The organism is Mitsuaria sp. GD03876 (assembly GCF_029840635.1).
GTDB lineage: Bacteria > Pseudomonadota > Gammaproteobacteria > Burkholderiales > Burkholderiaceae_C > Roseateles.
In genome coordinates this window covers 16,128-36,545 of the sequence record NZ_JAOCCU010000033.1, presented here as the reverse complement: position 1 = coordinate 36,545, position 20,418 = coordinate 16,128, and the positions used below count along the sequence as shown (strand labels likewise).

Here is a 20,418-nt window from a genome sequence, read left to right as displayed (position 1 = left end):
TGCTAGTCCTCCCTCAGGAAAGGTGATCCATGGAACTCACGCCCAGAGAGAAGGACAAGCTGCTGATCTTCACCGCCGCGCTCCTCGCCGAGCGACGCATGGCCAAGGGGCTGAAGCTCAACTACCCCGAAGCCGTCGCCTACCTCAGCGCCGCCGTCATGGAAGGCGCCCGCGAAGGCAAGACCGTCGCCCAGATGATGAAAGCGGGCCGTGAGTTGCTCACCCGCGACGACGTCATGGACGGCGTGCCCGAAATGATCCCCGACATCCAGGTCGAGGCCACCTTCCCCGACGGCACCAAGCTCGTCACCGTCCATCAACCCATCCCCTGAGGACCCCGATGACCCGACGCCTCCTCGTCGCGATCGCCGTCGCCACGCTGCCCGTCCTCGCCACCGCGCACACCGGCGACACCGCCCACGCCCACGGCTTCACCGACGGCCTCTCGCATCCGTTCACCGGCCTCGACCACCTCGCCGCCATGCTCGCCGTCGGCCTGTGGAGCGCGCTGACCCAGCGCGGCCCCCGCATGCTGGCCGCGCCGCTGGGCTTCGCCGCGCTGCTACTCGTCGGCGCCCTGGTCGGCGCGACCGGCATCGCCCGCGTCGCCTTGCCCGGCGTGGAGTCGATGGTCGCCGCCTCGGTGCTCGTCCTCGGCCTGATCGCCGCCGCGCGCTGGCAACTCGGCACCGGCGCCTCCGCCGCGCTCGTCGGCGCCTTCGCGGTCTTCCACGGCCTCGCGCATGGCAGCGAGTTGTCCGGCGCGGCCGCGCTGGCCGGCATGGTCGTCGCGACCGCGGTGCTGCATGCGGGCGGCCTCGCGCTCGGGCTGAAGCTGCGGGCGCTGTCGCCCCGGTGGTCCCGGCTGGCCGGCGGCGCGATCGCGCTGCTGGGCATGGGCCTGCTGACGCGCCTGGTGGCCGCATGAGCACCCGCCTCGTGCCCGGCGAACTGCTCGTCGACGACGGCGAGATCGCCCTCAATCCCGGCCGCCGCACGGCGACGCTGACCGTCGTCAACGGCGCGAACCGGCCGATCCAGGTCGGCTCGCATTACCACTTCGCCGAGACCAACGCGGCGCTGGTCTTCGATCGCGAGGCCGCGCGTGGCATGCGGCTGAACATCGCTTCCGGCACCGCCGTGCGTTTCGAGCCCGGCCAGCAGCGCACCGTCGAGCTGGTCGACATCGGCGGCCTGCGCGAGATCTGGGGCTTCCGCGGCCTGGTGCAGGGAGCGCTGTAATGGCCCGCATCGGCAAACGCGCCTACGCCGAGATGTTCGGCCCCACCGTCGGCGACCGCGTCCGGCTCGCCGATACCGCGCTGGTCATCGAGGTCGAGCAGGACCTGACGCTGCGCGCCGGCGGCTACGGCGAGGAAGTGAAGTTCGGCGGCGGCAAGACGATCCGGGACGGCATGGCGCAGTCGCAGCGCACGCGCGCGCAGGGCGCCGTCGACACGGTGCTGACCAACGCGCTGATCCTGGACCACTGGGGCATCGTCAAGGCCGACATCGGGCTGAAGGACCACCGCATCGTCGCGATCGGCAAGGCCGGCAACCCGGACACGCAGCCCGGCGTGGACATCGTCATCGGCCCCGGCACCGAGGTCATCGCCTGCGAGGGCGCGATCGTCACCGCCGGCGCGATCGACTCCCACATCCACTTCATCTGCCCGCAGCAGATCGAGGAGGCGCTGGCCAGCGGCGTGACGACGATGCTGGGCGGCGGCACCGGTCCGGCGACCGGCACCTTCGCCACGACCTGCACGCCGGGCCCCTGGCACCTCGAGCGCATGCTGCAGGCGGCCGACGCGTTCCCGATGAACCTGGGTTTCCTCGGCAAGGGCAACGCCAGCCGGCCGGAGGCGCTCGTCGAGCAGATCGAGGCTGGCGCGATCGGGCTGAAGCTGCACGAGGACTGGGGCACGACGCCCGCGGCGATCTCCAACTGCCTGGACGTCGCCGAGCTCACCGACACGCAGGTCGCGATCCACACCGACACGCTCAACGAGAGCGGCTTCGTCGAGGACACGGTGGCCGCCTTCAAGGGCCGCACGATCCACACCTTCCACACCGAGGGCGCGGGCGGCGGCCATGCGCCCGACATCCTGAAGGTGGTCGGCGAGGCCAACGTGCTGCCCAGCTCCACCAACCCGACGCGGCCGTACACGATCAACACGCTCGACGAGCACGTCGACATGCTGATGGTCTGCCACCACCTGGACCCGGCGATCGCCGAGGACCTGGCCTTCGCCGAGAGCCGCATCCGCAAGGAGACGATCGCGGCCGAGGACATCCTGCACGACCTCGGCGCGATCAGCATGTTCAGCTCCGACTCGCAGGCGATGGGCCGCGTGGGCGAGGTGGTGCTGCGCTGCTGGCAGACGGCGCACAAGATGAAGCAGCAGCGCGGCCAGCTGCCGGGCGACTCGGAGCGCCACGACAACGGGCGCGTGAAGCGCTACGTCGCCAAGCTCGCGATCAATCCGGCGATCGCGCACGGCGTGTCGCACGAGGTCGGCAGCATCGAGGTCGGCAAGTGGGCCGACCTGGTGATCTGGAAGCCGGCCTTCTTCGGCGTGAAGCCCTCGCTGATCCTCAAGGGCGGCGTGATCGCGCTGGCCGCGATGGGCGATCCCAACGCGTCCATCCCGACGCCGCAGCCGGTGCACTACCGGCCGATGTTCGGCAGCTTCGGCGGCTCGCTGGCGCGGGCCTCGCTGAGCTTCGTGTCGCAGGCGGCGCTGGCGGCCGGCGCGCCGGCGCGCTACGGCCTGGCCAAGACGGCGGTGGCGGTGAAGGGCATCCGCGGCGTGGGCAAAAGGGACATGGTCCACAATGCCTACGCCCCGCGGATGGAGGTCGATCCCCAGACCTACGCGGTGCGCGCCGACGGCCTGTTGCTGCACTGCGAGCCCGCCACGGTGCTTCCGATGGCGCAGCGCTACTTCCTCTTCTGATGATCCAAGTCTCCAAACTGCTGGCCCAGGGCGCCGGCCTGGCCCCGGTGCTGCTCAAGCGCGCCGCCACCGTGACGCTCGACTGGGACACGCGCCAGAAGAGCCGCTTCCAGGCGACCGACAGCCAGGGCCGCGAGCTCGGCGTCTTCCTGCCGCGCGGCACCGCGGCGCGCGGCGGCGACGTGCTGGTGGCCGAGGACGGCTCGCTGATCCGCGTGGTCGCGGCGCCGCAGCCGCTGCTGCGCATCACCGCCTGCGCCGCGCACGGCTCGCCGTTCGACCTGGTGCGCGCGGCGTATCACCTGGGCAACCGCCACGTGCCGATCGAGCTCAAGCCCGATCACCTCAAGATCGAACCCGACCACGTGCTGGCCGAGCTGCTGCGCGCGATGCACCTCATCGTCAACGAGGTCGAGGAGGGCTTCGAGCCCGAAGGCGGCGCCTACGCGGCCGGCGGTCATGGCCATGGCCACGCGCACGGCCACGCGCACGGCGACACGCACGACCACGGCCATGCGCACGGCCACGATCACGCGCATGACCACGGCCACGCGCATGGTCACGAGCACAAGCCCGCCGGGAAGAAGACGATCGCGATCCAGGCCGCGCCGGCACCGCACGTGCACGGCCCAGGCTGCGGCCACGACCATTCGCATGACCACGAGCACCCGCACGAGCACGGTCACTCCCACGCCCACGATCACAAGCACGGTCACTGATCCGGTCCCGCCGCTGCTGCGGCTGGTCTGGCTCGCGTCGCCGGCGCTGCCGATCGGGGCCTTCTCGTATTCGGAGGGGCTGGAGGCGGCGGTGGAGCACGGCCTGGTGCATGACGACGCGAGCGCCGGCGACTGGCTGAGCCAGCAGCTGCGTCTGCTCGCGCGCGGCGACCTCGCCGCCATCGCCCAGGGCATCGCCGCCTGGCGCGCCGACGACGGGCCCGTGCTGCGCGAGCTCGCGCGCTGGCTGCGCACGACCCGCGACGGCGCCGAGGCGCGGCTGCAGGGCGAGCAGATGGGCCAGTCCCTGCTCGTGTGGCTGCGTGGCCAGCCGATGGCGAGCGCCGCGCAGCTCGCGCGCCTCGCCGACTGCTGCGACGGACAGCCCCCGCCCTACGCGTTCGTGATGTCGCTGGCGCTGTCGACGATCGCCGTCCCCGCCGACCAGACGCTGCACGCGCAGGCCTTCGGCTGGGCGGAGAACCAGGTCCAGGCCGCGCTGAAGGCGGTGCCGCTGGGCCAGAGCGCGGGCCAGCGCGTGCTGGCGCGGCTCGCGTCCGAGATTCCCGCCGCGGTGGCCGAGGCCCTCGCGACGCCGCCCGCGCGGCGGCAGCTGTTCGCGCCGATGCTGTCCATCCTGGCGGCGCGCCACGAAATCCAGTACTCCCGACTGTTCCGATCATGAGCACCACGACCTCCACGGCTTCCGCTTCCGCGCTTCACCACATCCCGGGCCGCACGAAACGCCTGCCGCCGCTGCGCGTGGGCATCGGCGGGCCGGTCGGGTCGGGCAAGACGACGCTGCTGGAGATGCTGTGCAAGGCGATGCGCGACAAATGGGACCTGGTCGCGATCACCAACGACATCTACACGAAGGAGGACCAGCGGCTGCTGACGATCAGCGGCGCGCTGCCGCCGGAGCGGATCCTCGGCGTGGAGACCGGCGGCTGTCCGCACACGGCGATCCGCGAGGACGCGTCGATCAACCTCGAGGCGATCGACCGCATGCTGGCGCAGTTCCCTGACGCGGACGTCGTGTTCATCGAGTCCGGCGGCGACAACCTCGCCGCGACCTTCAGCCCGGAGCTCAGCGACCTGACGATCTACGTCATCGACGTGGCGGCCGGCGAGAAGATCCCGCGCAAGGGCGGCCCCGGCATCACGAAGAGCGACCTGTTCGTGATCAACAAGACCGACCTCGCGCCGCATGTCGGCGCCAACCTGGACGTGATGGCGGCCGACACGACCCGGATGCGCCCGACACGGCCCTTCGTGATGACCAACCTCAAGACGCTCAGCGGACTGGACCAGGTGGTCGCGTTCATCGAGGACAAGGGGATGCTGGGCGCCGCGTGACACCGCGCGTCCCGGGACGGACGCGCGGCGTCACGGCCGGGCGCCTCAGTTCGGCCCGGTGTAGCGGCGGGTGAACTCGACCGGGATCCGGACCTTCACCGCGCCGGCCTGCACCGCGGCGATCTGGTGCCGGCCGATGAAACTGGCCGGCGGGCCGCGGAACAGGTGGCAGAAGCTGCCGTCCGGACGCGCGGTCGTCGACCCCAGCGACGGGCCGTCAGGACCGTCCACGTGCAGCGAGACCGCGCCCGGCGTGAAGCCGGAACCGAAGACCGGGAACGTGTCCTCGACGCCGACCTTCTGCGCGTAGTCCGGCAGCGGACGCATCGGGCAGCCGGTGTCGCCGTAGAAGCTGCCGGTCAACAGGAGACGGGTGTTGCCGTTCCCGGCGCCGTTGGCCGCGGCCACCTCGATCGGAACGCTCGCCTGCGCGCCCGCCGTCGTGGCGCGCAGGCTGTGCGTGCCGCCCGCGAGTCCGGCGGGAATCCGCACCGTCGCGGTGAAGCTGCCGCTGCCGTCCGCCGTCGTGGTGCCGAGCGCGACGTTGCCGTCCAGCGCCAGCGCGATGCCCTGCGCGCCGCCCGTCGCGGTCGTCAGCGGCAGCGGCGGCGTCCAGGCGCTGCAGGTGAACGGATCGCAATCCCGCGCCCGCAGCCGGTACGCCGTGGCGGGCGTGAGGGGACGCAGCGCATGGCGACCCGCGCAGGCCGACCCGTTGCCGCTCGGCGGCAGCCGGTCGACGCGTGGCGCGGCGCCGGCCGCGGCCCATTCGAGGTCCGTGCCGCCGCCGTTGCAGGCCGCCGTCGCCGGACGGTCGAACGACAGGTTCAGCACCGTGCCGTCGACGCTGGCCGGGAAGAAGCGGCCGCCGATCTCGATCGCGGTGCCCGCCACGGCGATCGGCGGCGCCTGCAGGCTCGGTGGCGCGAAGCCCGGCGTGGCGTTGCCCAGCACGCGCCGTCCGGACGCGAGCGCGTTCTGCCGCGCGGTCTGCGTGCGCTGCGCCGGCGTCACGCAGACGACGTCGCCGGAGCGGCCGTCGCGCCAGACAAAGCCGGATCGGCAGGTGTTGGGGCCGTAGGCGCCAGGGGTGCGGCGCGAGGCCGCTGCCGCGTTGTCGAGCGCCGCCTGGCGACGCTCGTCCGGCGTCACGCAGACGGTGTCGCCGGACCAGGCCTCGCGCCAGACGAACCCGTCGCGGCAGGTCGCCTCGCCGAAGGGCAGCGCGACGTTCTCGAAGCGCGGCGGCGCGATCGCCGGATGCACCGCCTTGAGCACGAGGTCCTGCCGCTCGATGTCCACCTCGAGCGTGCTGAACGCCGCCAGCACGCGCCCTCCCGGACTGGCGCCGTCGGCGCACGCGGGACTGGCGCGCAGCTCGGCGATCGCCGCGTCGAGGGGAAGCGAACGCCTCGAGCTCGCGGCTTGGATGGCGCGCTCGGCGGCGGGGAACTTGTTGCCCAGGAAGATCGGATCGACGATGTTGCGGGCGATGTCGCCGGCGGCGTTGTGCGTGTCGATCTGCACCGCATGCAGGTTCACCGTGCCCGGTTCCGTCGTCATCGCGCACAGGCCGGGCGTGCGCAGCACGGTCCAGACCTCGCTCGCGAAGCGCACGCTGAGCAACGGATCGGTCGGGCAGAGCGGGGTGCCGCCACCGGGACGACAAGTGAACGGCGAGGTCGCGCGGAACTCGACCAGGTTGCCGGGCAGTTGGTAGCTGAGGTAGAGGGTCGCGCCGACCTGTCGAACCAGCACCATGCCGGTCGTCGCCAGGCGGCACTGGATATCGTAGGCCGAGAACCCGGCGCCGATCTCGCTGACCTGCCGCGCCACGCGCTCGCGGATGCCGTCGGGACCGTCGCAGGCGGACTGGCGCGGCGTCATGCCGCTGCGCGGGTCGACGGTGGTGTTCCAGTCGTTGTCGAACAGCGGCCCCAGCGGCTTGCCGAGCAGCGCGCCCATCTTCGGCCCCAGCAGCGCGTCGGGCAGCGCGATCTCGACCGGCTGGCCGCTGTCGCGCTGCGGCGCGATGGCGCGCAGCAGCACCCGGCCGCCGGTGATGTCGATCGGACTGGTGTACACGGGCAGGTTGCCCGAGGGTTGCGCCTGCCCCGCGATCGCGGCGGCGGCCAGGAGGGTGGTGACCGACAGCCGCCGGGAACGCCGGACGATGTCGATGCGAGTTGAAGCTTTCATGGTTTTCTCCCTGACAACGGATTCCCCGGATCGCGCCGCGCGGCGCGCGGGGATGGGGTATTCAGATCGAACGGGACCAGCCGGCCTGGACCAGCTTGGCGCCGCCGCTGGCATAGGCGCGCTGCAGGGCGCCGGCGGGCACGTGGGCCGCGGCGTCCTCGAACTGCAGCCCCATGACGATCAGGTCCACGCCGCCCAGCTGCGACTGCCAACCGGGCGGTTCGGGCCGGGGCCGGGGCAGGTGCAGCCGCAGGTCGTTGCCGCACAGTTCGTCGACCTGCGACAGCAAGCGCGCGCCGACGCGGATGCGACCGTCGTCGCCGGCGTGCGCCCAGGCGGCCCATTCGTCGGCCTGGGCCGCGCGCTGGATCAACTCGTCCGCCAGCGTCGCGGCGAATGCCCAGCGCGGCGGGAGCGGCTGCGGATTCAGCGCCGCCAGGTCCGGCGACGACGCGACGGCGAACAGCCAGGGCGGACGTGGCGGATAACCGGGGTCGAGTTCCTCCGGCGGCGGCAGCGTGAGGCGCGATCGCGTCCCCAGCAGGCGCTTGCCCACCCGGGACAGCACCGCATCCCACGGCGCGGGCGGCGGCGTGTCGTCCCGGTCGGGCATCGCGCCCAGCAGCCGACGCACGAGGCTGATGAGCTGGCGCTGCGAGAGCCCGCTGGCGCCGGCCTGTGTTGCAAGCGTTTCCATGACAGCTGTTCCTTGTCACCGGCGGCGGGCGCCGGGAAGGCGCCGCTTGAGGACCGCGGTGACCGGAGCGTGCGGCGGCGCGACCTACCGATCGCTTACGCATGCGCGGCAACGGCGCGCGGGCCGGTGGGAGCGCGGCCCGGGCCGCTCAGGCCGGGAGCAGGGGCTCGACCAGGCGCCGGATCGGCGACGCGTCGGGATAGAAGTCCAGCGCGCGCAGGTACAGGGAGGTCGAGGCCCGAGGGTCGCCCTCCAGCCGCCGTTGCTCGCCCAGGCGCAGCGCCAGGTCGAGCAGCTTGCCGCGCACCCGCTCCGCGGCCGACAACGCCCAGGGCTGCAGGCGCTCGGCGGGCAGCAGCGGCCCGGGGAAGTCGAGGAAGGCCTGCTCGACGAGTGGGCCGGGGACGGCCCCCGGACGCTGCCAGGCCAGCGCGTCCCGCACGCGCGATTCCCACCACCCGAGGTCGACCCACACCCGGCCCGCGGCGAAGCGCACGCTGCCTTCCGCGCTGGACGACCAGCTCGGCGTCCCCCAGCAGGCGGCGCAGGCGGTGCAGCGCCTGCTCGCAGGCGGCCTTGGCGCGATCGCCGTCGGCATCGGGCCAGAACGCGTCGTGCAGGTCCACCAGCGCGCAGGTGTGGTCCCGGGCCAGGGCGAGCATGCGCAGGATGTCCAGCGACCGCGCCGGCGTCTTGGCGCCGGGTTCGAGCGGGACGCCGTCGCGCTCGACCGCGAAGCCGCCGAGCACCCGGATCCTGAGCGCCCAGGGCCAGTCGGGCGGCGCATCCGCCGGCGGGTCGAGCCGGCGCTCGCGGATCAGCGCGCGGCAGCCGTCGGGGTCGATCCGCTCGGCCAGCGCGTCGGCGCAGACCTGCGCCAGCTGCCGCGGCAGGTTGGCCCACACCGACGACCAGCCGGTCTGCCGCAGCAGCGTCCACGCCGCGCGCAGCCGGCGCCGATAGGCCCTCGGGTCGGTCGACTGGCGCGCCTGCCAGGCGCGCGCGAGGGCGATGCAGGCCTCGGTGCGCAGCCGGATGCCGCCGTCGAACAGCGCGAGCCGGTCCTCGAGGCACCGCGCCGCCTCGTCGGCCCGGCCGTCCGCGACCAGCACCTGATGGGCGGTGATGAAGTGGGGCCAGCGCTCGATCGGCGGTTCGTCGGCGGCATCGATCGCCGCCATGAAACGCGCGCAGTCGAGGTGCGCCGCCGCCAGGTCGCCCTGGTGGACGTGCGCCGCCGCCTGGCAATCGGCGACCACGGCGACCTGGGTCGTGTGGCGGCTGTCGGCGATCGCCGCGAGCCGCGCGACCCAGGCCGAGCACGCCACCCAGTCGTTGCGCAGCTTCGCCTGCAGCTGCAGGTGGTAGAGCGCGCCGAACTCGACGCCGCGCAGCGCTTCCCGCTCGCCGATCGCCACCGCTTCCCGCAGCGCGGCTTCCGCCGACGCATAGGGCAGTCCGCGGCGCGCGCAGGGGAAGTAGCGGCCGCTGGCGGCGCCGAAGGCGACCAGCCACAAGCCGAGGGCCCAGGGCGACGCGTCGCGGTGGCGCAGGTCCTCCAGCACGCAGTCGACGGCCTGCGCGAAGAGGTCGGCGTCGCCGGCCGAGCCGGCGCATTCGATCAGCGTCTCGCTGGCCAGCAGGCGCGGCGTGGGCGCGGTGCCGTCCGGGTGGCGCAGCAGGGCCAGCAACCGTTGCGAGATCGCCTGTCGGGCGGCTTCGCCGCCGCCGTACTCCTCGCCGAAATCCAGCGCCCGGAGCAGCCCGGTCAGCACCAGCAGCGCCTCGGGCGGACGCAGCGGCGGCAGCTCGCCTTCCAGCAACTGGCGCGCGCGCTGCGTCCACAGCGCCAGGCCGTGGTGGGTCCGCCAGCTGTCGGTCTTGGCCAGCACCGCGTGCGCCGCGGTGAGGCACTGTCCGGCCCGGTCGCCCCGCGCCGCGAAATCCGTCCAGGCGCGCGCGAACCAGCCCTCCGCGACCGCGTCGTCGCCCAGATGCGCCACGCCCAGCCAATAGCTCAGCCAGGCGTCGAGCTCGCCGGCCGGCATCCTCGCGCACCACTCCGAGAGCGTGACGCGCCGCCCCTCGGCCAGCAGCGCTTCGGCCCGTGCCGAGATCAGGCGCCGCGCGAGCGGCCAGGACGCCGCCCGCAGCGCCAGGTCGATGGCCGCGTCGACATGGCCGGCCGCCTCCAGCAGGCCGGCGGCGTGCGTCCTCAGGCGGGCCAGCTCGGACGGCGCCAGCCGGCGTTCGAGGCAGCCCTGCAGGAACTCGCGCATCAGGTCATGCATCCGGAAGGTCACGCGTCCCTTCCAGCCGCTCATGACCAGCAACTGGCGCCGGTGCAGCTGTTCGAGCGCGTGCCTGGGCTGGTCCGGGCCGGCAAGCGCCGTGGCCAGGTCCGCGGTGATCTCGGGCAGCAGGCTGAGGTGGAGCAGCAACTGCTGCTCGGGCGGGGGCAAGGTGTCGAACAGGCGCGGGCCGAAGGCCGAGAAGACCGCGCCCTCGTCGCTGGGCGGCTGCTCGCCCGCGATCATCCGCGCGTGCTCCGCGCCGCCGGCCTCGCGCTGGGTGAGCGTCAGCAGGCCGACGGCCCAGCCCCGCGCCGCGGACAGGGCGCGGGCATCGGGCGCCGCCTGGCCGCGCGCGCCGGCCATCGCGCAGGCTTCCTCGTCGGTGAACTCCAGCTCCGACTGGCCCAGGACGGCCATGCGGCCGGTCAGCAGCAGGTCGTTGAACTCGGGCGGCGGCAGGGTGCGCGACAGGCAGGCGCAGCGCAGCGCGGCGGGCAGTTCCTGCAGCAGGATCGCCAGCGTGGCCCGGAAGGACGCCGAGTCGGCGTGGTGCAGGTCGTCGAGCACCAGCAGCGTCCCGGGACGAAGACGCGCGAAGCGCTCGCGGAAGTAGCGGCGCGCGAAGGCGGCGGGCTGCTCGGCGTACTCGGGCCCGAAGACCGCCGCGCGCGCCTGGCGCGGCCGTGCGATCGCGAAGGCCTGGGCCAGGTCGTGGAAGAAGGCGGCGATGTCGCGATCGCCCTCGTCGACCCGGTACCAGAGGCTCGGGGCCGGGAGCGCCGCGGCGAAGTCGGCCATCGCGGTCGTCTTCCCGTAGCCGGCCGGCGCGGCCATCCAGCAGATGCCGCCCTGCAGCGACCGCTCGATCGCGTCGGCGACGCGAGGCCGCCGGACCGTGCCGGTGGCGCGAGGCGCGACGAGCTTCGCGATCTGGACAGCGTCCATGCCTCACCTCCCCGTGGGCTTGTTGGCCGGCCAGTCTGCCCGCGGCCGGTGCCGGCCGCACCCCCACGTTCGTGGAACCCGCGATGTCGGCGTCGGGCGACCACGCCCGCTTGGGGGAAGAACCCGTCGGAGGACCCCGGGACTGATCGGCGATGCAGTCCATCACGCCGACGTCCTCCGCCGCGAGCACCAGTGCTTCTTCCGGCGCCAGTGCCAGTGCCAGCGCCAGCTCCAAGGCCTCCGAATCCGCGCTGATCGACGACGCCGTCGACACGCTCGGCGCCGCCGGCGTCGAGGCATCCGCGCGACTCGCACGCGATCTCCTCGACGGCATCGATCTCCGCGCCGCCCGCGACTCGGCGGCCGATCGCGTCGACCGCTTCCTCCGTGACGGCGATGCGCAACGCCTCCCGGACGCGCTCCAGGACACCGCCGCCGAGGCGTTGGCGCTCGAACCGGACTCGCGTTGCGCCAGCGGCCGGCTGCGCGCCGTGATCGCCGCGTTCGGCCGCGCGGCGGTCAACCTCGCCCACTGCGGCGCGCGCAGCTTCGGCTCGGTCGCGCTGCCCACGATGGCGCGCCAGGCCGTGGGCCGTGCGCTGGACCTGGCGTTGGCCGACAGCGTGTCCGAGACTGCGCGCACGCTGCTGTCCTGCGCCTGCCTGGCGGTGCCGGTGAGCGGCCAGGTCGTGCTGCTGCTGCGCGACGAGTTCAGCGGCGACGCCACGCGCTACTCGCGCGCCACCCGCGTCGTGCTGATGGCGTTGCCGGCCGGCGCGGCGGCGCTCGGCGCGACGACCGGCACCTTGCTCAACGCCGGCACGCGCTTCGCCGAAGTGATGCTCTACCCGCTGCTGCGCGATGGCGTGCAGGCGTGCTGGCCGATGCGCACCGCGCCCGACAGCGGCCCGACCCGGCGCGCGCTCGCGCTGACGGGCCTGGGTTATGCGATCAACCAGCTGGCGGTCAGCCGCGCGTTCACGGCGGCGCCCGATGTCGGCCCTGGTGGCCGGACGCTGTTGCCCGGCGGCATCGTGCTGCGTGGGCTCGCGAACTGGGGCGGCGAGACGGTGGACCTGTGGACGCTGCTGATGCTGTATCACGCCTGCCGGCACGGCACCGCCACGCAAGCGCGCATGCGCGTCGGGGAGGGCAGCCTCGGGGAGGCGCTGCGCTCGCCGGGTCACTGGGACACGATGTCGGCGCGCGGCTGCTTCGTCGCGGGGTTCAACCAGCTCTACGACTCGCTGTTGGACGAGCGCACGCTGGCGCGCTGGCTGCAACCCCTCGTCGGCGACGCCCGCGCGCCGGTGGCCGCGGACTGGCTGACCGAGCTCATCGCCGGCGCGCTGACCGCGCCCACCTACCTGTTCTGGACCGACCCGCTGCATGCGCGCGGCATCGAGCTCCAGACGCTGGACGAGCAGGCGAGGGGTGTCGCGCCGCCGCGCCAGTACGCCGGCAATCGGCGCGAGCCGGCGCTGCCGGATGCCGAGGGCATCGTGTTGACGCACGTGCGTGAGTTGCGGGAGGCATCCGAGACGCAGGAAGCTCGGCAGACGCGAGAGACGCGAGAGACGGGAGAGACGCGCCGCGACGTGTCCGGCGCGAAGCCTCTTCCTGACCCGACCGCTCCGCCGGACGGCGCGTGACGAGCGGAATTTCATGTCCGCATCCGGCCAGACGCCGGGATCGCGCGACGGAACACTGCGGCTCCTTCACCACCACCCCAGGGAGCCCCTCATGCAATCCTTTGAACTGACCGGCCAGGTCGCGCTGATCACCGGCGCCAGCAGCGGCATCGGCCGTGCCGCCGCGACGCTGTTCGCGCGCGCCGGTGCCGCCGTCGTCGTCGGCGCGCGGCGCCGGGTGGAACTCGACACGCTGGTCGCGGAGATCGAAGCCGCCGGCGGCCACGCCGCCGCGCTGGCCGGCGACGTGCGCGACGAGTCCTATGCGCAGGCGCTGGTCGCGCTGGCGCGCTCGCGCTTCGGCGGCCTGGACATCGCCTTCAACAACGCCGGCGCCTTCGGCCACCTCGGCCCGACGACCGAGGCCTCGCTCGAGGCCTGGCGCGAGGCGGTCGACGTGAACCTGACCGGCGCCTTTCTCGGCGCCAAGCACCAGCTGCCCGCGATGCGCGAACGCGGCGGCGGCGCGCTGATCTTCACCTCGACCTTCGTCGGCCACACCGCCGGCATCCCCGGCACCGCCTGCTACGCGGCCAGCAAGGCCGGTCTGGTCGGCCTGGCGCAGGCGCTCGCGGTGGAGGTCGCGGCCGACGGCATCCGCGTCAACGCCTTGCTGCCCGGCGGCACCGACACGCCGATGGCGCGCGAGATGAACGGCACGCCCGAGCAGATGGCCGCCGTCGCGCGGCTGCACGCGCTGGGCCGCATCGCCGCGCCCGAGGAGATCGCCCGCGCGGCGCTGTTCCTGGCATCGCCGGCCTCGTCCTTCATGACGGGCACGGCGATGCTGGTCGACGGCGGGGTGTCGATCCGCAAGGTGTGAGCGGTCAGGCCTCCTGAGGCGCCACCGTCCCCGCGTCCGGATCCTGGTCGTGGTCGTTGCCGCCCGTCTTCTTCGCGCCCTTGCGGTTGGCCATCAGGAAGGCGATGAACTGCCAGCCGATGAACACCGCGATGATCCCCAGCAGCGTCGCGCTGATCGGGCGCTGCACGAAGACATCGAAGTGGCCGCGGCTGATCAGCATCGCCCGGCGGAAGTTCTCTTCCAGCATCGGGCCCAGGATGAAGCCCAGCATCAACGGCGCCGGGTCCATGTCCAGCCGCATGAAGATGTAGCCCGCCAGGCCGAAGGCCGCCGTGACGAAGATGTCGTCCAGGTTGTTGTTGACGCTGAACGTGCCGATGCAGCAGAAGAACAGAATCGACGGGAACAACACGTTGTACGGGATCTTGAAGACCGACAGCCAGTAGCGCACCAGCGGCACGTTCAGCACCACCAGGAACACGTTGCCGATCCACATCGACGCCACCAGGCCCCAGAAGATGTCCGGGTGGCCGGCGATCATGTTGGGACCCGGCTGGATGCCCTTGATGATGAACGCCGCCATCATCAGCGCCATCACCGGGTTCTCCGGGATGCCGATGCTCATCAGCGGGATGAAGCTGGTGCGCGCGGCCGATTCGTCCGCCGCGGCCTGGCCGGCCACGCCCTCGATCGCGCCGTCGCCGATCTCGTGGCGGTACTTGCTGACCTTCTTGTCCACGGCATAGGCCGCGAACTGCGCGATCGTCGGGCCGCCGCCGGGCAGGATGCCCAGGATAGACCCCACCACGCTGCCGCGCAGCGCGCTCGGGATGATCCGCTTGAACTCCGGCCACGTCGGCATCAGGTGGATCTTGCCGTTGAAGGGCGTGCGCTCGTTCTTGGCGTCCAGGTTCTTCGAGATCTCCGCGATGCCGAAGCAGCCCAGCGCGATGCTCACCAGGCCCACGCCTTCGGCCAGGAAGGGCATGTCGAAGGTGTAGCGCTCCATGCCCGAGTTGACGTCGGTGCCGATCTGGCCGAACAACACGCCGATCAGGCACATCGCCAGGCCGTTGAGCAGGCTGCCCGTGGTCACGAAGCTGACGCACAGGAAACCCAGCAGCATCAGCGAGCAGTAGTCCGCCGGGCCGAACAGGAAGGCCACTTCGCCCAGCGTCGGCGCCAGGCAGGCCAGCACGACGATGGCCACGGTGCCGCCGATGAAGCTCGAGATGCCCGCGGTGAACAGGGCCAGGCCCGTCTTCCCCTTCAAGGTCATCTGGTACCCGTCGATGCAGGCCACGATCGAGCTCGCATGCGGGATCTTCATCGTGATCGCGCTGACGCTGTCGCCGTACTGCGCGCCGTAGTAGATGCCGGCGAGCATGATCAGCGCGCCGTTGACCGGGATCGAATAGGTCAGCGGCAGCAGCACGCTAATCGTGGCCAGCGGGCCCAGGCCCGGCAGCAGGCCGACCAGGGTGCCCACCACGCAGCCGATCGCGCAGAACATCAGGTTCTGCCAGGTCAGCGCGTGCTCGAAGCCGAAGGCGAGGTTGTGCAGGATTTCCATGGGCACCTCAGAGCAGCGGCAGGTTGAGACCGAGGAACTTCTGGAAGACGAAGGCGATCGCCAGCAAGCCGGCCGAGATCACCACATTGCGCTTCCAGGAGTAGTTGCTGCCCGCGGCCGTCGCGATGAAGACCATGACGACGATGCCGGCCGACATGTTCGCGAAGCGCGAGACCAGCGAGAACGCGCACAGCGCCCCCAGGATCAGGCCGATGTTGCGGTACTTGAAGTCCAGCCCCGGGCCGCCGGAGACGAGGCCGCGCACGATGGTGGCCAGCGCCACCAGGCCCAGCAGGACGCTGATCATCAGCGGGAACAGGCCCGGACCGGCATGGTCCATGCGGCCGATGGGATAACGCAGCGCGCCCAGTCCGAAGAACAGGGCCACCGCGGCGAGGAACAGGCCTCTCGCGAGCGAACGGTTGAAGGTCATGGAACACACCAGGGAGGGTCCGAGATGTGCCCATGGTTCCGGCGACGCCCCGCCGTGTCGTACGCGTTTCTGCGCAGCGGCGCGCCGTTCGACCCGCCTCGACAGCTTGCGGACAGCTTCAGGTCAAGAGGTCGTTAGCGCGCTGTTGAAGCCGCGTTGTCGAGGTGTCGCGAGCGCGTCGCGATGTCGCTGATCCGCTACGCCGAGGCGCCCAGGTCGAACGCGCCGACGACGCGGCTGAGGCGGCTGGCGTGGTCGTCGAGCGTGGTCGCGGTGGAGGCCGACTCGACCACCAAGGCCGCGTTGCGTTGCGTCATCTCGTCGAGCTGGCTGACCGCCGCGTCGATGCGGCCGAAGTCGCGGCGCTGCTCGCCGGCGGCATCGGCGATGTCGTTGATCAGCGCCGAGACGCGCTGCACCGCGCCGACGATCTCGCCCATCGTGCTGCCGGCTTCCCGCACCAGCGCCGCGCCGGTGCCGACCTGCTCGGTCGACGCGGTGATCAGCGCCTTGATCTCGCGCGCGGCCTGGGCCGAGCGCTGCGCCAGCGATCGCACCTCCGCCGCGACGACGGCGAAACCGCGGCCTTGCTCGCCGGCGCGGGCCGCCTCGACCGCCGCGTTCAAGGCCAGGATGTTGGTCTGGAAGGCCAGGCCGTCGATGACGCCGATGATGTCGGCGATGCGGCTCGACGCCTGGTGGATGTCCGTCATCGTCGCCACCACGCGCGTGACCGCGCTGCCGCCGGCGTCGGCGACCCGCATCGCCTGGTCCGACAGTTCGCGCGCCTGCTGCGCCGCCTCGGCCGTGTGGCGCACCGTCGCGGAAAGCTGCTGCACCGACGCCGCCGTCTCCTGCAGGCTGGCCGCGGCCAGCTCGGTCCGGCCGGACAGGTCGGCGTTGCCCGCGGCGATCTGCGTCGACGCGCTGCCGATGTGCTGGGCCGCTTCGCGCACCCGCGCCATCGCGCCGTTCAGCCGTTCGAGCGATTCCTTGATCCGGCGGCCCGCCGGCGTGCTCGCCTTCACGTGCGCCACGTCCAGCGCCAGCCGGTCGTCGCGGCTGCCCAGCGCGCGCACCAGGTCGTGCAGCTCCAGGCCTTCCTTCGTGTTGCGCCGCATGTGCGCGGCCATCACCAGCTCGATGCCGGTCTGCGCCACCACGTAGGCCGCGTGCAGCACGATGCGGCCCAGGTCCGGCTCGCTCAGGCAGTAGGTGCCGAAGCCCGCGGCCAGCAGCCGGTCGAACAGCAGGTGATGGACCGCGAAGAGCGCCGCGCCCACCACCAGCACCTTCCAGTCGCGGTACATCAGCAGGTAGGCCAGCGTGACGAAGACGCCGAAGTGCAGCTCCACCATGCCGCCGCCCACGTGGATGTGCAGCATCACCATCAGCGCCTGCGCGGTGGTGAGCGTCATGCGGGTGGCCATGGCGCCCGGCGCCGCCGCGTAGGCCAGCCCGGCGCCGGCCAGCAGCGCGGTGCCCAGCCCCGCGGCCAGCCCCATCTGCGCGTAGCGCCAGCCCAGCCCCAGCGCGAGCAGCCAGCTCACCGCCAGGATCAGCAGCATGGCGCGGTCACATGCCGCGTAGATCTTTCGGAAGCCCGTCAGGCCGGCGTTGCGGTCGGGGGTGGCGGTCTGGCTGGCCCCGGTGTGCTGAGTCATCGTCGTTCTCCCTCGCTGCGATGGACGTGGCGGCGCGTTCAAGTCGGCTCTGGCCACGCGGGGCGGATGTTCGTTTCAGGATGTGACGAACGCCCTGGGAGAAACGCCGAGACGCAACACCCGCCCCGCGACGGAATTCACGGAACGGCGGCACCGTGGTCAGCGTTGTCAGCCGTCGCGCCGGCGCGGCCGCGCGGGGCCGCCGCCGCCAGCACCTGGTCGCGCAGCCAGCGCTGCGCGGCGTGGCCGTGGTTGCGTTCGTGCCAGACCATCGCGATGTCGAAGCCGTCGATCTTCAGCGGCGGCGGCAGCACCTGCAGCCCGGCGGCGCGGCCTTGGACCAGGCGCTCCGGCACCAGCGCGACGAGGTCGGAGCGGCTGACGATGTCGGGCACGAACAGGAAGGACGCGGCCGACAGCACCACCTGGCGCTTGAGCCCGAGCGCCGCCAGCGCATGGTCGACCGGCGTGGCGAAGGCGCCGCCGGCCGGCGAGACGACCACCTGCTCGAGCGCGGCGAAGGCCTTCGCGCTGAGCTTGCCGGACGCCGCCGGATGGCGGCGGCGGGCGATCAGCACGTAGCGCTGGTGGAACAGCGCGCGCATGCGCAGGCTGGGCGCGGCCTCGATCGGCTGCATCAGGCCCAGGTCCACGTCGCCGCGCGCCATCTGCGCCGCGTGCTGGCTCGGGTCCAGGTGCCGGATGGCGACGCGCACGCCCGGCGCCACCCGGCGCAGCCGCAGCACCAGCGGTTGCAGCACCACCGCCTGCAGGTAGTCGGAGGCGGCGATCGTCACCGTCAGGTCGGCGGTGGCGGGGTCGAAGCTCAGGTGCGAGCCCGCGACGCCGCGCACCTGGTCCAGCGCCTGGCGCAGCGGTTCCAGCAGCGCCAGCGCCTTGGCCGTCGGCGTCATGCCGCGTTGCGCGGGCAGCAGCAGCGGGTCGTCGAAGACGTCGCGCAGCCGGCTCAGCTGCGCGCTGACGGCGGGTTGGCTCAGGTGCAGCCGCGCGGCCGCCTTGGTGACGTTGCGCTCGGTGAGCAGCGCCTCGAGGGTTACGAGCAGGTTCAGGTCGAGTCGGCTGGTATCCATGCGGTCGATAGTAGGGCAGAGGACAAGCAATTTCACGGATGGCGACCGGATCGTCAGACTCACATCCATTCCCGCTTCATCCCTCTCTGTCCTTCTCCAAGGAGTCCGTCATGAGTTCCGCCGCTTCCTTCCAGATCCCCTCGTCGTCCCCGTCCTCGTCGTCCGCCTCGTCAGCTTCCCCGTCGGCTTCCGCCGACGGTGGCAAGACCGTGCTGATCGTCCACGCGCAGCCGGAGCCGACCTCGCTGACGCGCACGCTGGTCGACGCGGCCGGCCAGGCGCTGGGCGCCGCCGGCCACCGCGTGCTGCAGTCCGACCTGTATGCGATGGGCTGGAAGGCCGTCTACGACGAGCACGACTTCCCGCGCCGCGCCGATGTCGAGCGGCTCGACTTCGTGCGCGAGTCCGGCCACGCGTATGAGCAGGGGCACCAGCCCGCCGACGTCGTCGAGGAGCAGCGCAAGCTGCTCGCCGCCGACCTGGTGATCCTGCAGTTCCCGCTGTGGTGGTTCGGCATGCCGGCGATCATGAAAGGCTGGATCGACCGCGTCTGGGCACGCGGCCTGGCCTACGGCCACGCCGGCCAGGGCAACCGCAGCCGCTACGGCGAGGGCGGCTTCTCGGGCCGCCGCGCGATGGTGTCGGTGACGACCGGCGGCCCGGCGGCGGACTACGGCCCGCGCGGCATCAACGGGCCGATCGACCAGTTGCTGTTCCCGGTCACGCATGGGACCTTGTTCTATCCCGGCATGTCGGTGCTCAAGACCCACGCGGTGCATGGCACTGGCCGGATGACGGCCGAAGGCGTCGAGGCCGCGGCGGCCGCGTGGCGCGAACGGCTGGCGGGCATCTTCGACGAAGCGCCCATCGCCTTCCGGGCCCAGAACGGCGGCGACTATCCGAACGGCCATGAGCTGGGCGAGGACGTCGCGCCGGGGCTGGCGGGCTTCGCGGCGCACGTCGCGGCCTGAACCGCCAGGGCTGCCTGTTGTTCCGTCGACCTGGTGGGCGATGAGGCCGTCGCCCGCCGGCGGGCGGCCGCGACGGCTCGCCGTTCAGCCGCGCAGCGAGGCGGCTGACGCCAGCGTGCGCAGCAGGCGCCGCAGGTGGGGCGGCGCGGGCGGATCCTCGAAGCGCAGCGTCGTGCCCGCGGGCAGCAGCGTGAGGCCGAGGTGCTCGAACGCGACGATGTCGCCCGGCTCGCGGCGGTCGGTCATGCGCGAGCCGTCGACGACGGTCACTGCGCCGGCGCCGACGACCCGAAGGTCCACGTCCGGGCGCACGATCAGCGCGGTGTCCTCGTCGATGCCGACACCGGTGCGGCGCGGATCGAGCGAGACCAGCTGCAGCAGCCGCGCATGGCGCTTGCGCTGCGCGAAGTGCTGGTCGACGACCAAGGCGGGCATCAACCCGAGCGCGCGGTGCAGCGGCTGCGCGGGACCGGCGAACTGCTCGTTGAGGTCGCCCACCGGCATGTGCGCGCCCAGCGCCGACGCGCCGGCGCTGGTGCCGGCGACGGCGAGCTCGCCGGCCGCGTGGCGTTCATGGATGAGCGCCTGCATCGGCGTGTCGGCCAGCACGTCGACGAGGCGCTCCTGGTCGCCGCCGGTCAGGAACAGCAGGTCCGCGTCGCGCAGCGCGTCCAGCGCGGCCGCGGCGCCGGCCGCGGCGCGATCGCGCGGGTCCAGCCAGGACGGCGTCGCGCCGAGGGCGCGGAAGGCGGGCTCGTACTGGGACCAGAGCAGCTCGGGCTCGCCGCTGGCGGTGCTCAGGACCACGATCCGCGGCGGCGCCGCGTCGGCACGCGCGGCGCGGCAGGTCGCGACCAGCTCGCGCAGCACCGGGCCCGGGGTCAGGCGGTCTTCGTTGCCGCCGATGAGCGCGAGCGGGGCCGGCAAGCGGGCGGGGAGGGAGCGGGAATTCATGAAGCTCGGAACGATACGCCAACCGCGATTCGAGCCCGCCGTCAGATCGCCCGGGCGTTGCATGGC

18 protein-coding genes are annotated in these 20,418 nt (G+C 72.6%); 10 read left to right on the top strand and 8 right to left on the bottom strand.

Annotation, left to right across the window (positions count from 1 at the left end; translation table 11 throughout):
• Positions 1-29 precede the first annotated feature (29 nt).
• The 7 genes from N5D62_RS19695 to ureG are packed head-to-tail and all read left to right on the top strand — an operon-like array spanning position 30 to position 5,035.
• Positions 30-332 (top strand): urease subunit gamma, encoded by a 303-nt coding sequence (locus N5D62_RS19695; protein ID WP_279759584.1) that lies wholly within the window; start codon positions 30-32, stop codon positions 330-332.
• 8 nt (positions 333-340) lie between these two features.
• Positions 341-928 carry a HupE/UreJ family protein gene (locus N5D62_RS19690; protein WP_279759583.1) on the top strand — a complete coding sequence of 196 codons (588 nt, stop codon included), beginning with the start codon at positions 341-343 and terminating at the stop codon, positions 926-928.
• A complete protein-coding gene (locus N5D62_RS19685) occupies positions 925-1,242 on the top strand; it encodes an urease subunit beta (RefSeq protein WP_279759582.1) in 318 nt (105 codons plus the stop codon). The genes N5D62_RS19690 and N5D62_RS19685 overlap by 4 nt, the downstream gene beginning before the upstream one ends.
• Positions 1,242-2,960 carry an urease subunit alpha gene (gene ureC / locus N5D62_RS19680; protein ID WP_279759581.1) on the top strand — a complete coding sequence of 573 codons (1,719 nt, stop codon included), beginning with the start codon at positions 1,242-1,244 and terminating at the stop codon, positions 2,958-2,960. Before N5D62_RS19685 ends, ureC begins: the two co-directional genes overlap by 1 nt.
• Positions 2,960-3,679, top strand: coding sequence for an urease accessory protein UreE (gene ureE / locus N5D62_RS19675; RefSeq protein ID WP_279759580.1), 720 nt, complete (start codon positions 2,960-2,962; stop codon positions 3,677-3,679). Before ureC ends, ureE begins: the two co-directional genes overlap by 1 nt.
• A complete protein-coding gene (locus N5D62_RS19670) occupies positions 3,615-4,364 on the top strand; it encodes an urease accessory UreF family protein (protein WP_279759579.1) in 750 nt (249 codons plus the stop codon). The genes ureE and N5D62_RS19670 overlap by 65 nt, the downstream gene beginning before the upstream one ends.
• Positions 4,361-5,035, top strand: coding sequence for an urease accessory protein UreG (ureG, locus tag N5D62_RS19665; protein ID WP_279759578.1), 675 nt, complete (start codon positions 4,361-4,363; stop codon positions 5,033-5,035). Before N5D62_RS19670 ends, ureG begins: the two co-directional genes overlap by 4 nt.
• Positions 5,036-5,080: 45 nt before the next feature.
• Here ureG and N5D62_RS19660 read toward each other — a convergent pair whose 3' ends face one another.
• From N5D62_RS19660 to N5D62_RS19650, 3 genes are all read right to left on the bottom strand, one after another.
• Positions 5,081-7,234, bottom strand: a complete 2,154-nt coding sequence (locus N5D62_RS19660) for a hypothetical protein (protein ID WP_279759577.1) — start codon at positions 7,232-7,234, stop codon at positions 5,081-5,083.
• Between the two features lie 61 nt (positions 7,235-7,295).
• Complete coding sequence (locus N5D62_RS19655; protein ID WP_279759576.1) at positions 7,296-7,931, bottom strand: hypothetical protein; 636 nt, start codon at positions 7,929-7,931, stop codon at positions 7,296-7,298.
• Positions 7,932-8,026: 95 nt separating this feature from the next.
• Complete coding sequence (locus N5D62_RS19650; protein WP_279759575.1) at positions 8,027-11,170, bottom strand: hypothetical protein; 3,144 nt, start codon at positions 11,168-11,170, stop codon at positions 8,027-8,029.
• A gap of 152 nt (positions 11,171-11,322) precedes the next feature.
• Here N5D62_RS19650 and N5D62_RS19645 point away from each other — a divergent pair, with 152 nt between their 5' ends.
• Entirely contained in the window at positions 11,323-12,822 is a 1,500-nt protein-coding gene (locus N5D62_RS19645; RefSeq protein ID WP_279759574.1) for a hypothetical protein, read from the top strand.
• A gap of 91 nt (positions 12,823-12,913) precedes the next feature.
• Entirely contained in the window at positions 12,914-13,684 is a 771-nt protein-coding gene (locus N5D62_RS19640) for an SDR family oxidoreductase (RefSeq protein ID WP_279759573.1), read from the top strand.
• 4 nt (positions 13,685-13,688) lie between these two features.
• Here N5D62_RS19640 and N5D62_RS19635 read toward each other — a convergent pair whose 3' ends face one another.
• The 4 genes from N5D62_RS19635 to N5D62_RS19620 all read right to left on the bottom strand — a co-directional run bounded on the left by N5D62_RS19635 (position 13,689) and on the right by N5D62_RS19620 (position 18,427).
• Positions 13,689-15,239 (bottom strand): tripartite tricarboxylate transporter permease, encoded by a 1,551-nt coding sequence (locus tag N5D62_RS19635; protein ID WP_279759572.1) that lies wholly within the window; start codon positions 15,237-15,239, stop codon positions 13,689-13,691.
• A 7-nt stretch (positions 15,240-15,246) separates the two neighbouring features.
• Complete coding sequence (locus tag N5D62_RS19630) at positions 15,247-15,672, bottom strand: tripartite tricarboxylate transporter TctB family protein (protein ID WP_279759571.1); 426 nt, start codon at positions 15,670-15,672, stop codon at positions 15,247-15,249.
• 197 nt (positions 15,673-15,869) lie between these two features.
• Positions 15,870-17,336, bottom strand: coding sequence for a methyl-accepting chemotaxis protein (locus N5D62_RS19625; protein WP_279759570.1), 1,467 nt, complete (start codon positions 17,334-17,336; stop codon positions 15,870-15,872).
• 137 nt (positions 17,337-17,473) lie between these two features.
• Positions 17,474-18,427 carry a LysR family transcriptional regulator gene (locus tag N5D62_RS19620; RefSeq protein ID WP_279759569.1) on the bottom strand — a complete coding sequence of 318 codons (954 nt, stop codon included), beginning with the start codon at positions 18,425-18,427 and terminating at the stop codon, positions 17,474-17,476.
• A gap of 110 nt (positions 18,428-18,537) precedes the next feature.
• On the opposite strand from N5D62_RS19620, the gene N5D62_RS19615 reads away from it, so the two are divergent.
• Positions 18,538-19,398 (top strand): NAD(P)H-dependent oxidoreductase, encoded by an 861-nt coding sequence (locus tag N5D62_RS19615; RefSeq protein WP_279759568.1) that lies wholly within the window; start codon positions 18,538-18,540, stop codon positions 19,396-19,398.
• 84 nt (positions 19,399-19,482) lie between these two features.
• Here the strand turns inward: N5D62_RS19615 and N5D62_RS19610 are convergent, their stop codons facing one another.
• Positions 19,483-20,352 (bottom strand): cyanophycinase, encoded by an 870-nt coding sequence (locus N5D62_RS19610; protein ID WP_279759567.1) that lies wholly within the window; start codon positions 20,350-20,352, stop codon positions 19,483-19,485.
• Positions 20,353-20,418 lie beyond the last annotated feature (66 nt).